At 52.5% G+C, this 13343-nt stretch carries 11 protein-coding genes; 3 read left to right on the top strand and 8 right to left on the bottom strand.

Annotation, left to right across the window (positions count from 1 at the left end):
• Positions 1–17: 17 nt before the first annotated feature.
• From GmarT_RS27780 to GmarT_RS27765, 4 genes are all read right to left on the bottom strand, one after another.
• The gene (locus GmarT_RS27780) at positions 18–656 is read right to left on the bottom strand and encodes a thioredoxin family protein (RefSeq protein WP_002645447.1); all 639 of its coding nucleotides are present in this window, start codon (positions 654–656) and stop codon (positions 18–20) included.
• A 44-nt stretch (positions 657–700) separates the two neighbouring features.
• On the bottom strand, positions 701–1771 hold the full coding sequence (locus GmarT_RS27775) for an Ldh family oxidoreductase (RefSeq protein ID WP_002645448.1): 1071 nt from the start codon (positions 1769–1771) through the stop codon (positions 701–703).
• Positions 1772–2081: 310 nt separating this feature from the next.
• A complete protein-coding gene (locus GmarT_RS27770) occupies positions 2082–2492 on the bottom strand; it encodes a hypothetical protein (protein WP_197994266.1) in 411 nt (136 codons plus the stop codon).
• 196 nt (positions 2493–2688) lie between these two features.
• Positions 2689–3675 carry a DUF1559 domain-containing protein gene (locus tag GmarT_RS27765; protein ID WP_002645450.1) on the bottom strand — a complete coding sequence of 329 codons (987 nt, stop codon included), beginning with the start codon at positions 3673–3675 and terminating at the stop codon, positions 2689–2691.
• Positions 3676–4066: 391 nt separating this feature from the next.
• Between GmarT_RS27765 and tnpA the strand changes: the two genes are divergently transcribed.
• From tnpA to tnpC, 3 genes are read left to right on the top strand one after another with little or no spacing between them, the layout of a single operon-like run.
• Complete coding sequence (gene tnpA / locus GmarT_RS27760) at positions 4067–4420, top strand: IS66 family insertion sequence element accessory protein TnpA (protein WP_002645297.1); 354 nt, start codon at positions 4067–4069, stop codon at positions 4418–4420.
• Positions 4414–4773, top strand: a complete 360-nt coding sequence (gene tnpB / locus GmarT_RS27755) for an IS66 family insertion sequence element accessory protein TnpB (protein ID WP_002645298.1) — start codon at positions 4414–4416, stop codon at positions 4771–4773. Before tnpA ends, tnpB begins: the two co-directional genes overlap by 7 nt.
• A 47-nt stretch (positions 4774–4820) precedes the next feature.
• Entirely contained in the window at positions 4821–6395 is a 1575-nt protein-coding gene (gene tnpC, locus GmarT_RS27750; protein ID WP_044237008.1) for an IS66 family transposase, read from the top strand.
• A gap of 157 nt (positions 6396–6552) precedes the next feature.
• On the opposite strand, the gene GmarT_RS27745 is transcribed toward tnpC, so the two are convergent.
• The 4 genes from GmarT_RS27745 to GmarT_RS27730 all read right to left on the bottom strand — a co-directional run bounded on the left by GmarT_RS27745 (position 6553) and on the right by GmarT_RS27730 (position 13306).
• On the bottom strand, positions 6553–7863 hold the full coding sequence (locus GmarT_RS27745) for a PQQ-binding-like beta-propeller repeat protein (RefSeq protein WP_002645451.1): 1311 nt from the start codon (positions 7861–7863) through the stop codon (positions 6553–6555).
• A 28-nt stretch (positions 7864–7891) separates the two neighbouring features.
• Positions 7892–9358: a pyruvate kinase gene (gene pyk, locus GmarT_RS27740; protein WP_149303907.1), complete on the bottom strand. Its 1467-nt coding sequence runs from the start codon at positions 9356–9358 to the stop codon at positions 7892–7894.
• A gap of 160 nt (positions 9359–9518) precedes the next feature.
• Positions 9519–12149 carry a DUF255 domain-containing protein gene (locus GmarT_RS27735; RefSeq protein ID WP_002645453.1) on the bottom strand — a complete coding sequence of 877 codons (2631 nt, stop codon included), beginning with the start codon at positions 12147–12149 and terminating at the stop codon, positions 9519–9521.
• Between the two features lie 203 nt (positions 12150–12352).
• Positions 12353–13306 carry an AAA family ATPase gene (locus tag GmarT_RS27730; protein WP_002645454.1) on the bottom strand — a complete coding sequence of 318 codons (954 nt, stop codon included), beginning with the start codon at positions 13304–13306 and terminating at the stop codon, positions 12353–12355.
• Positions 13307–13343 lie beyond the last annotated feature (37 nt).

Raw genomic sequence — 13343 nt, 5'->3', positions numbered from 1 at the left:
CGGGAGAGAATGGGAATTCATTTTTTTCTGCGAATGCGTTTGTAACGAACATTACAGCCGATCGCAATGGTTTCCGACGTTTTCGGCTGTTTCCCGTTTAGCGCTGCTGCAATGGCCTCTGAAACGTAGTCCTGTTTGACTTTACTGGCATCGGTGGAATCATCCATGGCGCCCATGTAGATCACCTTGCGCTCTTTGTTTAATACGAAAAACTCCGGTGTCCGTGTGGCGCCGAATTCCTGCCCGATTTTCTGACTTTCATCAAACAGATAGGGAAACACGAATTTCTTTTCCGCCGCCTGTTCTTTCATTTTTTCCAGGCTGTCCGCGGGAACCAGATTCACATTCACGGCGATCACAGCCACGGGAGAATCTTTGGCAGAATACTTTTGTGCCAACTGGTTGAGACGACCTTCATAATCCACTGCATAAGGGCAGCTGTTACAGGTGAAGGCGATGACCAGTACCTCTTTATCCTGAAAAGAAGCACTCGAGTACGATTTGCCATCCGTCGCCGGCAGCTTGTCCCAGGTCGGCGCTTTATCACCTGCGTCCAGTACGGGATTATATTTTCCCGCATGGAGCGGAGACGCCATTGTCAACAAACAGCAGGCAGAGAGAGCCAGCAGTAAATAGATCTGTCGTGAAGCAGACATCAGTTCAACCTCAAATTAGTCTGGGAAAAATGTCAATCGCCGTTTTACCAGGGGACGTCGAAACGAACTCGCTCTGCCAGCTCCTTCAGCAGATTTGCATGGTCGCGGTGTACCAGCAGTCCTTCACTTAAGGAACGCTGAGTCTGTTCCCATTCCAGTTCTCCCGGCAGACGGACCGGCTCATTTTCGTTGACCGTACTCAGCTGATGAATCGCTTTAATCGCGGAATCCAGCTCAGCATGGAAATGCTCTTCCTCAACAAATTGTTTCAGGTCGATCACATAGAAGAAATGTTCTGAGCCTTCGATTTCCGGCGGTTTGGTTTTATTGATCGGCAGTTTCCCGCCGGCCAGTGCGCCTGTCAGAATTGAACTGACCATCGCCAGACCATAACCGCGTGGACCGGCTGCGGGCAGCAGGGTTTTGACAGTCGAAGAGTCGGTCGTTTCTTTACCTTCGTTGTCCAGGGCATAGCCGGGGGGGACCGGCAGACCATACATGGCCTGCGTTTCCAGTTTACCCCAGGATGTTTTTGCGCAGGCCATATCCAGGACAAATGGTGCGCCTTCACGTGTCGGCACGCCCCAGGCAATCGCATTGTTGGCGGTGGCGCCCTGCGTACTCCCGTGGGCGGCCACAGTGGCTCTGCCTGTGTTGGTAGTGCAGTATCCGATCATGCCTGCTTTCACTGCCATTAGAACATACACGGCGGCAGCTCCAAAATGATGGCTGTTTTTAACAACAACCGTTCCCGTGCCGACTTCCCCCGCTTTTTTAATCGCCAGTTCCATCGCCCGAGTCGCTGCGACGTGTCCCATCGACTTGCTGCCGTCCAGGACTGCGATGGCCGGCGTTTCTTTCAGGGTCAGAATCTGGGCCCGGGGGTCGATGTCACCCATGTCCATCGAATCCAGATAGCGTTCGGCTGTACGACTGCCGTGCGAATGAATGCCGCGCAGGTCGGCTTCAATCAACCGGTCGGCAGCGATTTCCGCTTCGACCTCAAACATCCCCATGCGAACAAACAGCTTGACTAGCAGTTCTTTCAGGGGGCCCAGGGGAATCTGAACTTCCTGGGATCGATCCTGAGGCGGTGCAAAATGATCCGACGACATAATAGTGGTTCTTTAAGTTAGAGGCAGAACCCGCGCACAGCTATGTGAGCGCGGGAAGGGATTTATTCCTCATCATATAATAACCACTCACCAATTCCAGCCTGATTCGCCACCGCCGCCGTTTGCCCGCAAGATTTTTAATTTCTGGAATGATCTTACTGAGTTTTCCCGGAAGTCCCAGGTGTTCGGCATCAATCAGGATTTACTGTACTGGTGAATCTAGATTGCGTATCATCAAGCATCGCGTCTCCTGATCTGTGATTCTCGGTACAAATGGTCCAGGAGCCGCTACAGTAAAAATGGGAATAGCCTAATTCGTCATATTTACGTCAAACGAGTTATCTCCTTCACTGATATCGACGGTTAATTCGCTTTTTTTCGGATCACGATATTTCAGTGGAATGTTTTTATACTCTTTTTTGGTTGAGACCGGGATGGCATCCTGGGGAGGGGCTTCGGGAGGCGGGAGGATTGTTACAGCGTAGGTTCCCGTTTTTAATGAATCCGTAATAGAGTAAAGTCCTTCCTCTGTGAGATCTGCCGAAGCGCCGACGCCCAATTCGGAGGAATAAAAAGAGATGACTCCCTCCGTGACAGGCGCACCATCATAGCTCACAGTGCCTTGGACCTGACCCGTGGGAATTTCTGGCTCCCCCCCGCATCCTGCAACCAATAACACAAATCCCAAGAGAACGCAGCAATATTTTAAACTCGACTTCATGATGAATACCTTAGCCAACTGTACCTGGTGTTATTACACATCGTTCATCGCTCTCTGATGCGTGCTGGCGGCAGAGAAGTGATGAGTGTGCTGATGAATGGTGTTTCAAACTGACGCCTCGATCATAACAGCGTCCCTGGTCTGCAGGAGCATATTCTGTCAGCCAGGGAGACGCTATGGTTAAATGCGACGCGTTCTAGAATTCTCCGATGACCTGTCCATCATCACGGACACAAAGTTGTCGCAGCGTCAGAAAGTCAAGATTCTCGGAGACAAAGCGGACACCTCCATCTGCCAGCAGTACATGAATTCCGCCGGTGTGATAGGAGTTGAGAATCGTATTTCCGGAGTAGGCACTGTTTGAGCGGGGGACTGTACTGCCGCCGGCCTGGCCTGATTTCGCGTTGATGGAAAAGGCAACCGTGGTCACACCTGCCACGTGATGCGCACCGGTTCGGGTTACAACATCGCCTGAAGAAGACCAGCCGCGCCAGCCGCCATGATAGTTGGTACGCCAGTCATTTCCGGAAACGCTTCCGGATTGTTCTGCAACGATGATCGTGTTCGATGTGCCGTCTGTTACATCGCGAAAACGATAGTTCTTGCCGGGGACCAGTAATCCGTTATTGCAATACACGCCATAATCAGCAGCGGTAGAACAGACATTGGAGCGACCGGCGGGGTCAGGGGTTGCCCCGCTGATGCCGACATAATCATGGCACTGCAGTCGATCGTAATTGCACATGCTGCCTGAGGGATTGTTCGGGTCCAGTGGACTGGAAGGACACTGAAAGACAGGAATTTTCATTCCGACAATAATCAGATTCGTATTGCTGGCCTGTTGGCCGTATGAGCTCGAGGAATTACAGCCGGAAGCCCAGTGACCGGAAACATTCAACTGATTGAAAAGAGGGGCCTGATCCATACTGGGGAGTAAGCCATAGCGCCAGTTGGGACGGTTACCATGAAGAGCGCCAACGGGAAATGCACTGTAAGTTTCGTGATAATTATGTAATGCGAGTCCGATCTGCTTCATGTTATTTTTACAGGTGCTCCGCCTTGCCGCTTCCCGGGCCTGTTGCACTGCAGGAAGTAACAGCGCGATCAGAATGGCGATAATAGCGATAACGACCAGCAGCTCAATTAAGGTAAATCCTCGTTTTGATTTGTTTGGCGAGTTCATAGGATGCCTCTTCATTAAAGGAGTGGTTGCAAGGAAGGAAATAAAATCATTATCACATGCTGGAGAGTCCAGTGGATTTCCCTGTCATGTCTGGTGTCTTGGGAAGGTATGCAGTGGGGAGCCTGGAGCCCGGTGGTGGATCGTGGGGGGAAAGTAATTAATAATTCTTAATAAGTAATACTAAGAATATAAACCACGGCTTATGTTCTGGCAACAACAAATCAGAGCAGCAGAGCCGTTTTTGGGGAATCTTTTCGAGAAAGAAAAGTGCTAAACGGAATCACACAAATGAGATACATACCGATGATTTGTAACCGGCCCACGAAATACACCTTGACGTGTATCGTATTCTGAATGTGTTTCAACCCCAGCATATTCAGGAGCGAATGCGATGCCCATATCCCAGCCAACACAACGTGCCGATCAGCGGCGGAACCCGGACCGCGAAGCGTTCTGGCGACAAACAATTTCAGACAGGCTGCAGTCCGGACTTTCGATCCGTGCCTTCTGTGAGCGTGAGGGATTGAGCGAACCAACTTACCACTACTGGCGGCGGGAGCTGAAAAAACGCGATGCCGAGAACACAGTTGCAACATCCTTCCTGCCCATCGAGGTCCCTCGCCAGCCGCTTCCCACACCGATTGAAATCGTGTTCTCACACGGCACCACCGTTCGCGTTGGAAACGGCTGTGATCAAACCACGCTCGAAACCGTGCTCGCCGCGCTGGAGCAGCGCGCATGCTGAATCTCCCGGCCCGAATTTATTTCTGCACGGTGCCCACTGATATGCGTAAAAGTTTTGACGGGCTGATGCGGATGACCGAAGCCTACCTACAGCAAAACGTACTCGACGGGGGACTGTTTGTATTTCTCAACAAAAAACAGGATCGAATCAAGCTGCTCTACTGGGACCACGATGGCCTGGCTATCTGGTACAAACGCCTGGAAGCGGGCACGTACCAGCGTCTCTCCGGCCCGGAAGGCACACACGGCCTATCTCTTAAATCTACCGATCTGGCGCTACTGCTGCAGGGCATCGACCTGACCAGCGTGCAGCGCAGAAAACGCTATCAGATTTCGCAAAAAGTATCGACTTAATAAAAAAACAGTTCCCGCCTGACAACGATTATGTTAAGACGTGGGACATGAACCAGAAACGATCTTCACTGCCGAGCGACGTCCAGTCCTGTCACGACATGATTCACCAGCTGGGTGAGACCGTGGGAGAGCAACAGCGGGAAGTCGAGCAGCTCAAACATTTCATTGAGCGGCTGCTGCGACAACGCTTTGGCGCTCGTTCCGAAAAGATCGCTCCCAATCAAATGAGCCTGTTTGACGAACCCGAGGCTGCCGAGGAAGCTACCGACCCCGAGGACGATGAACCTCCTCCCACGGCGGTTTCCGCACATCGCCGTCATGGTGGTGGCCGTAACAAGCTGCCCGATCATCTGCCCCGGGAACGGGTAGAACATGACCTGACCGAATCGGAAAAACTCTGTCCCTGCTGTAATCAGACGCGACAGCGGATCGGAGAAATCAGCCACGAACAGCTGGAATTCATACCTGCCAGCCTGAAAGTAATCGAGCACGTACGTTTCAAATACGCGTGCCGGGAGTGTGAAGAGCATGTGGCGCTGGCTCCAGTTCCTGCCCGGCCGATTGCCAAAAGCTTCGCCGGCCCCGGCTTGCTCTCGACGATCCTGGTGGGGAAATACTCAGATCATCTCCCCCTGTATCGTCATGAATCCATTCTCAGCCGGAATGGCGTACAGCTTTCGCGAAGCACGATGAGCCGCTGGGTACTGGAAACTGCGGAATTACTGCAACCGCTGACTGATCTGATGAAAAGTCGCGTTCTGCAATCCAGTGTCGTGCATACGGACGATACAACGATTCCCGTCCAGGACCAACGGCTTTCCCGCACGCGGACCGGCCGGTTCTGGGTTTACTGCGGCGATGCCGCGCACCCGTATTCGGTCTATGATTTCACCCCGAACCGGGAACGCGCCGGTCCCCAGGCGTTTTTAAAACACTTTCGCGGTTATCTGCAGGCTGACGCGTATGCCGGCTACGAAGAGCTGTACCGCTCGGGCAGAATTCATCAGGTTTTATGTTGGGCACATGCGCGACGCAAGTTTTACGATGCGCGGACCGTGCAGCCGGAAGCCGCACACCGGGCATTATTGTTTATCCAGCAGTTATACGCGATTGAACGGGAAGCCGGCGAATTGAAATTGGATCTGTCACAGCCGGCGGACTGTGAACGCTGGTGGCAACACCGCCGACAGTTGCGACAGGACAAGGCGTTACCGATTTTGGAAACGTTTTGCGACTGGTTGACGGAAACCGCGCGCAGTCTGTTACCGAAAAGTCCGGTGGCAGTCGCGATGCAATATCTGTTAAGCCGCTGGTCCGGGTTTACGCGGTATTGTGCAGAGGGCATTCTGTCGATTGACAACAATCTGGCCGAACGCACCTTGCGTCCCTGTGCTATCGGCCGGAAGAATTATCTGTTCGTCGGCAGTGACCGGGGCGGCCAAGCCGCCGCCGTGCACTACAGTCTGATGGCCAGTTGCAAAGCAAACGAGGTAGAACCGTTTGCCTATCTGCGCGATGTGTTGGCACGGATCACCGATCACGCCGCCGATCGTCTGGAAGAACTGCTGCCGGACCAATGGCTGAAGCATCACCCGGAAGCCCACCGTCCCCGACGACGCTGAACCGGCAGTGATTCAGTTCAGACCGTTGATAGACCGTGTATTTGCTGAAACGGTTACGATGATTTCAGGGAAACCGGCGGGGTATCAGCGGATTTTCCAGAATACAGCTCAGAGAGAGGACCAGCACGAATTCTGCTGAATGATACAAAAGTGTCTATTATTTCGCAGACAAATCGACGCGAATGATTTCTTTGTCGTTGCGGGCGAATACACTTTTCATTGCGAACGCAGGATGTGACCAGATCGTCATTCGCCGCTGGACCCGCCGCGTCGGTTCGATCAGTCTGGCCCGGCTCAGTTCTTCGTAACCCGCGGGAGTCAGATTCGCGATGATCAGATCCCCCTGTTCGTTGTGCAGAAAGTAACGGTCTTCATGGGGAATGATAAATGCATTCCACCAGCGGCCTTTGCCTGTGGCCTGTTCAGTTTCCCACAGTCGTTTTCCATTACTCGCATCCAGGCCTCTTAACTGTCCGTAACTGTCGACGCCATAAATGTTCTTTCCGTTGAAGACCGGCGTCATCATCATTGGATGCAGCCCATCGGTATTGATTTCGCTGTCACTTTTGCCTGCCCAGATGATTTTTGCCTGACTGCCATCCGGCGAAACTTCGATCATTCGCGGACCATTATAAAAGCTGGCCACAAACAACCGGTTTCCTGCCTTGCGCGGTGTGGCAATGCTCAGTCCATAGCGCACGCCATACGGGACTTCCCAGATCAGTTTCCCATTCTCGGGATTGATCGCCGAAACCGCCGTCGGATGCCAGACGATCAATTCCCGCCGGCCGCCAAATTCAAAGATGACGGGAGGCGCGTATCCCACGGCTGCATCTTCCAGCGAACGCCACAGCTCTTTTCCGGTCTTCCTGTCAAAACTGACAATCAGCGAATTCTGCTGGCCTCCGACCAGGGTGATGAGTTGCTCTCCCTCGACCAGCGGCGAAGCGACCATGCCCCAGGTCGGGAGTCGTGTTCCAAATTCGGCAACAAAATTCTTACTCCAGAGAATGTTACCGTTTTGCGCATCCAGGCAGAGCAGATGTCCCTGCGCTCCAACAGTATAGACGCGACCATCGTTAATAACGGGTGTTGAACGGGGACCCGCCGGATAGCTGACGGAGTACTCGACCGGATACTCATATTTCCAGATGATTTTTCCGGACTCTGCATCAAGACATAAAACGCGTTCAAAGCTGACCCGTTGTTTGAAAATGCGATCGGTTACAAACACGCACCAGCGGGAATTCACTTCAGCGACCGCCGGTCCCGCGTAACCTTCACCGATGGGCGTGGACCAGACGCGGGGCAGTACACCGGACGTGGGTAGAGTTTTGACGATTCCGGTTTCGCGCCAGACCAGATCGTGCCCTGGTCCTCCCCATTGCGGCCAGTCATCACCGAAGCCCTGCTGCGATATGAAACTGAAACTGAGTACGAGCGCAAGCAGACTGCGTGAGATATTCATGATGGCCTCAAGGTTTGAACAGATCAAATTATTTCACTTCATGGACCAAAAGCATGTCGTGTCCCTGTGAGGTCCAGTCGGTTCCGGAGATCAGGACAATCTGGCTCCCCGTTGTCAGAAAACCATGTTTTTTGCCGTAACTGGCGATAAACGCCAGGATTTTGGACGGCGACTTTTCGACGACATCGGTCAAAAGTGAAGTCACACCCCAGTATAAAGTCATCCGCCGCGCCGTTGCCGGTCGATCAGTCAGTGCGACCGTCGGGACGGTTCGTCTCTGTTTCGATAACGCCATTGCCGTTTTACCTTCATGGGTGCAGGTCACCATCAGATCGGCGTCGAGTTTTTCCGCAGTGATTCCGGCGCCCATCGTCACGGCTTCCGTCACTTCGCGGGCATACAGTCGACGGTTACTGGTGGCTTCTTCGGAATGCAGATTGGAAGACAGAATGCGGGCCGCCTCGCGGACGATGCGGCTCATCATTTCTACCGCTGCCAGTGGACTCACACCCACGGCCGTTTCACCCGAAAGCATCACGGCATCGCTGCCGTCCAGCACCGCATTGGCTACATCGCTGGCTTCTGCCCGGGTCGGGAATGTGTTGAACTGCATGCTGTCCAGCATCTGCGTGGCAGTAATCACAGGGACGCGATATTGATTGCAGAGATGAATGATCCGTTTCTGGATGATGGGCACACGTTCGATATCGACTTCCACACCCAGATCGCCACGTGCCACCATGACGGCATCGGTCAACTTGAGTATCTGTTCGATATCACTGACCGCTTCGATTTTTTCAATCTTGGCGACGACATGCGGCGCGTCTTCCGGATTCAGCTTCTCAATCTCTTCTTTCAGCTGTCTGATATCGTCGGCGGAACGCACAAAACTGAGGCCGATGTAATCCAGGCCGTGTTCGACAGCCCAAGCCAGATCGCTCAGATCCTTCTCTGTCAGGCAGGGGGTACTCAACTGCACGCCGGGCAGATTTACTCCCTGCTTACTGCGGATAATCCCTTCCCGTTCCACCACGCACTCAACAAATTCATCATCGGCTGATTTCTCAACCACCCGCATGGCGACCATTCCGTCTGCCAGCAGAACGGGATCACCCACGCGCAGGTCGCCGATGAGCGATTCGTAAGTGCACGTCAATTCCTGTGGATTATCGCTATCCAATCCCTGTATAAAGCGGAAGCGCATGTCCTGTCGACACGTGATTTCATCACCCGGGAGTACACCCAGGCGAATCTTAGGGCCGGACAGATCGCCTAAAATTCCAATCGGCTTTTCCATTTCAGCCGAGATCTCGTGGATGTTTTTCACAATCTCCGACAGCCATTCATGTTTGCCGTGGGCAAAGTTCAGACGAAACAGATCCACGCCGGCAATAATCAGTTTCTGCAGCATTTCCCGCGAATCGGAAGCGGGTCCGACCGTGGCAATAATTTTTGTTTTTACCAGCGGATGTTCGGCGTAGTGTTTTTCGTTCATCATGAACCTTAAAAAAAGATATTCCATTAACAAGTCGTTGTGTGCGCACTGACTTGCTGTTTAGCCTGTGTCCCGTCTTACTAAAACGTCTCCAGGTCTATAATAGTTTGAAGTCGCTACTGTTAAATGTTATCTGCTCTGGAAGCTACGATCAGTTATTTTAGTTTGTCTGAAACCATTTCTGATTTACCTGTTTGACCGGCTCTCCCGGTTTGGCAATCTGAAAGCTGCCTTTGAGACTGACAGTAGTCGGTCGAATACAGGTTTTATCATTACAGGCCTGGTACTTCACATTCAGTTCCAGCTGTTCTGCCTTACCTGCTGCTGCAGCGGGAATCGTCAAGGTGCCGCGGATGATAGCCTGTTTTTCATAAACCTGCAGCGGTTCATCGAACCCCTCCACAGTAAATGCGTGGCCGGCCGGATATTTGACTTGAGACAGTGTGACCTGCTGATTCGACTTCACCGTAAAAGTTGTGGGTACCATGAAATCGGGTTTCGCAGGATTTGCATTGATGTGCCAGCCATCTTCGATGGTGAGCACAATCGCTACCCGGCAGGTTTTTCCTGCGGGCAGTTTATCAACAGAAAGATAAGCCTTGGCAGCAACCAGGTTTTTCTTCGGGGTCACCTGGCCCAGCCCGGCTACCGCCAGCAGTTCCAGTCCCGGTGTGACGCTGGCCAGTTGCTCTGAGTTCGCTGCGAACTGTTCCAGTGATCCAAGTGCAAAGCCTGCATCTGAAGTGGGGGCAAGCAACGCAGATTGCTTCTGAGCTGGCGGCGTTGTCAGGAACTCTCCCACCGCCTGTACCAGTTGGGCACAGCGATTCGGATAGCGTTTGATGACACGTCCAAACAGCTGCAGCGTCTGATCTGCATGCTGTCGATATTTGGGATCGCCTGTGAGTTGCGTTAGCTGAATCAGGTTCCGGGTACTGATGCTGTTGCCAGAAGGAATTGCGGCGTCGTATGCATTTTTGGTACGTGCAATCAATTGTTCGTGATCGTGTGTGGTGAAGAAAAAACCGTGTTCTTTCTGATCCCAGAACAGTTTGATCTGCAGGTCGGTCAATGCCTGCGCCTGATCCAGCCACTGCTGTTTGCCGGTCGCTTCATACAGGGCGAGCAATCCCTGCACCAGGAAGGCATAGTCATCCAGGTACGCGTTCAGCCGCGCCTGATCGGCGCGATAGCTGCGATACAGGTGCCCCTGCTTGTCCCGCATCTGATCCAGAATAAACTGGGCCGCTTTTTCGGCGGCAGCTGTATAGTCGGGACGTTTGAGGATCCGACCGGCATTTGCCATGCCTGTGATCATCAGCCCGTTCCAGCTGGTCAGAATTTTATCGTCTTTCAAGAGTGGCTGTCGCTGATTGCGGACTGTATGCAGTTTCTTGCGCATTGCCGCCAGTTGCGATTCCAGCGCTTCCGGTGTCGTCTTCTGTTTTTCGGCCAGTGCTTTGAGTGTCGTCACACGATGCAGTACGTATCCGTGTTCAAAGCGAACCGGTTCGTTCAATCCATAAAATTCAGCGAACAGGGGATAGCCTTCATCCAGGATCTCTTTCAGTTCTTCCTGGGACCAGGCATAATGTTCGCCTTCCACGCCATCGGTTTCGGCATCCAGTGCAGAATAAAATCCTCCCTGGGTGTCGGTCAGCTCTCGCAGAACAAAATCGATGATGCCTGCGGCGACCTGTTTGTATTGTTCGTTGCCTGTCTGTCCGTAGGCTTTCGCATACAGCGATGCCAGCTGACCGTTGTCATACAGCATTTTTTCAAAGTGGGGAACATGCCAGTAGCGGTCGGTGCTGTAACGGTGAAAGCCGCCTCCCAGATGATCATAGATGCCGCCGTTGGCCATGGCATCGAGTGTCTGATACAGCACTTTCGCCGATTCCGCCGACGTACTCTCCGCATCCATTGATTCGATGTCGTACTGCAGTAATACCAGCTTGGATGACGTGGGGAACTTGGGTCCGTTCGGACTGACTTCTGAAAAATCGATTCCGCCATATTCCGAATCAAAACTGGCATTGATCGAACGCACGCCTGCTTTAACCAGCCTGTCTTCAATTGGAATGGCTTCTGTCGCTCCCTCTTCTTTCTGCAGCCGGGCGACTTCTTTCGCGATGATCGTGGCGCTCTGTTGGACCTTCGCTTTATCGCCGCTCCACAATTCATTCACTTTCTGTAACACGCGGGGAAAGCTCATCTGCCCACCCTGATCGGTCGGCGGGAAATAGGTGCCACCAGCGAAAGGTTCACGATCGGGGGTTAAAAACATCGAAAGCGGCCAACCGCCGTTGTCAGGTGCACCGATCAGATGAAAGTAGACGCTTAAGGATGTCATATAGATATCATCGATGTCGGGCCGTTCTTCCCGATCGACTTTGATATTCACAAAGTTTTCGTTCATGTACTTCGCGATTTCGGGGTTCTCGAAAACCAGCCGTTCCATTACGTGGCACCAGTAACAGCTGCTGTAGCCCACCGACAGAAAAATGATTTTGTTTTCCTGCTTCGCTTTCTCAAATGCTGCCGGTCCCCAGGGATACCAGTCGACCGGGTTGTGCTGATGCAATAACAGGTACGGGCTGGTCTCTTTGGAAAGACGGTTGGTAAACATGGCTTTGTGTTTCGTCTTTTCGGATTCGGTTGCTTTGGTTTCCGAATCTTCACTGGCAGATTTCTCACTGGCAGACAGGTTCGCTGGTTGCCAGTTGGAAACAAAGAATAAGATGGTCAGCAGGAGAACAATCCACCATTTCATATTTTTATGCAAATCCATTTTATAATTCCTTCGGGGGGCGGGCAGAATAATCAATGCCCGTTTTACTTTACATTTCAGACTGCGCCGGTCAACCGGTCTGCAGCTGGTCCAGCCGTGGGTACCAATATCTTATCCGATACCTGTCCAGTCGACTATATAATAACAGAAGAAAAGAGATTCAGCACATTACTGCGACAATGTCTGAAACCAGATTATCATTTTCAGGCAGGCACCGTGATCTGTTGAAGAATCTGGCGAATAATCTCCGTGGCGCGGTTCCGCTGGCTTTCACGCACCAGAGAACGGGTAATCACGCGGTGTGCTAACACCGGTACTGCCAACTGTTTGATGTCGTCGGGAATGACATAATCTCGCCCTTCGGTGAATGCTTTCCCCTGCACGGCATGCGAAAACGTAATCGCACCGCGTGTGCTCACGCCCAGTGTCAGCTCGGGGTGATTGCGGGTCACATCCACAATTTCCAATATATAGTCGGTCAGGGAATCATCGACCCGGACATTTCGAACCGCCTGCTGCATCTCGCGCAGTTGTTTCACCGACAGGACGGATTGCAGAGTATCGACGGGCTCACCATTGCGATGCTGAATCAGAACTTCACGTTCGATGGCCCGATCAGGATAACCGATATCGATACACATCATGAAGCGGTCGAGCTGGTTTTCCGGCAGGGGATAGGTGCCTTCAAATTCGTAAGGGTTTTGTGTAGCCAGTACGAAGAAGGGGGGTTGCAGGGTGATCGTCTGGCCTTCCACACTGACCTGACCTTCATTCATCGCTTCCAGCAGTGCGCTTTGAGTACGGGGGGGCGTGCGGTTGATTTCATCTGCCAGCAGTATATTGGAGAAGATCGGGCCTTTACGGAATTCGAACTCACCGAGACTCGGCAGGAAGACGTTCGAGCCCAGGATATCAGAAGGGAGCATATCCGGGGTGAACTGCACTCGTGTGTAGTTACAGTCGAGACTCTTGGCAATTGCTTTCGCGAGTGACGTTTTACCGACGCCGGGGGCATCTTCAATCAGAACATGCCCTTCCGCCAGCAAAGTGACAATCGCCAGCTGGACCACATCCGGTTTGCCAATGAGGACGCTGGAAATGTTGTCATGCAGTGTCTTAACCAGGCTGGCGGTTTCTTGCTGGGAGCTGACTTCCATTAAAGATCCATTTTTCTGTTGAGCATTGATGTTGATA

This window comes from Gimesia maris (genome assembly GCF_008298035.1).
In the GTDB taxonomy this organism is placed as follows: Bacteria; Planctomycetota; Planctomycetia; order Planctomycetales; family Planctomycetaceae; genus Gimesia; species Gimesia maris.
Note: the sequence above shows the minus strand (reverse complement) of the source record. Positions and strands in the feature narration are given on the sequence as shown.

Excerpts from the sequence above, each read along its gene's own strand:
- GmarT_RS27780 (WP_002645447.1), bottom strand. The coding sequence starts at position 656 with ATGTCTGCTTCACGACAGATCTATTTACTGCTGGCTCTCTCTGCCTGC.
- GmarT_RS27775 (WP_002645448.1), bottom strand. The coding sequence starts at position 1,771 with ATGTCGTCGGATCATTTTGCACCGCCTCAGGATCGATCCCAGGAAGTT.
- GmarT_RS27770 (WP_197994266.1), bottom strand. The coding sequence starts at position 2,492 with ATGAAGTCGAGTTTAAAATATTGCTGCGTTCTCTTGGGATTTGTGTTA.
- GmarT_RS27765 (WP_002645450.1), bottom strand. The coding sequence starts at position 3,675 with ATGAACTCGCCAAACAAATCAAAACGAGGATTTACCTTAATTGAGCTG.
- tnpA (WP_002645297.1), top strand. The coding sequence starts at position 4,067 with ATGCCCATATCCCAGCCAACACAACGTGCCGATCAGCGGCGGAACCCG.
- tnpB (WP_002645298.1), top strand. The coding sequence starts at position 4,414 with ATGCTGAATCTCCCGGCCCGAATTTATTTCTGCACGGTGCCCACTGAT.
- tnpC (WP_044237008.1), top strand. The coding sequence starts at position 4,821 with ATGAACCAGAAACGATCTTCACTGCCGAGCGACGTCCAGTCCTGTCAC.
- GmarT_RS27745 (WP_002645451.1), bottom strand. The coding sequence starts at position 7,863 with ATGAATATCTCACGCAGTCTGCTTGCGCTCGTACTCAGTTTCAGTTTC.
- pyk (WP_149303907.1), bottom strand. The coding sequence starts at position 9,358 with ATGAACGAAAAACACTACGCCGAACATCCGCTGGTAAAAACAAAAATT.
- GmarT_RS27735 (WP_002645453.1), bottom strand. The coding sequence starts at position 12,149 with ATGGATTTGCATAAAAATATGAAATGGTGGATTGTTCTCCTGCTGACC.
- GmarT_RS27730 (WP_002645454.1), bottom strand. The coding sequence starts at position 13,306 with ATGGAAGTCAGCTCCCAGCAAGAAACCGCCAGCCTGGTTAAGACACTG.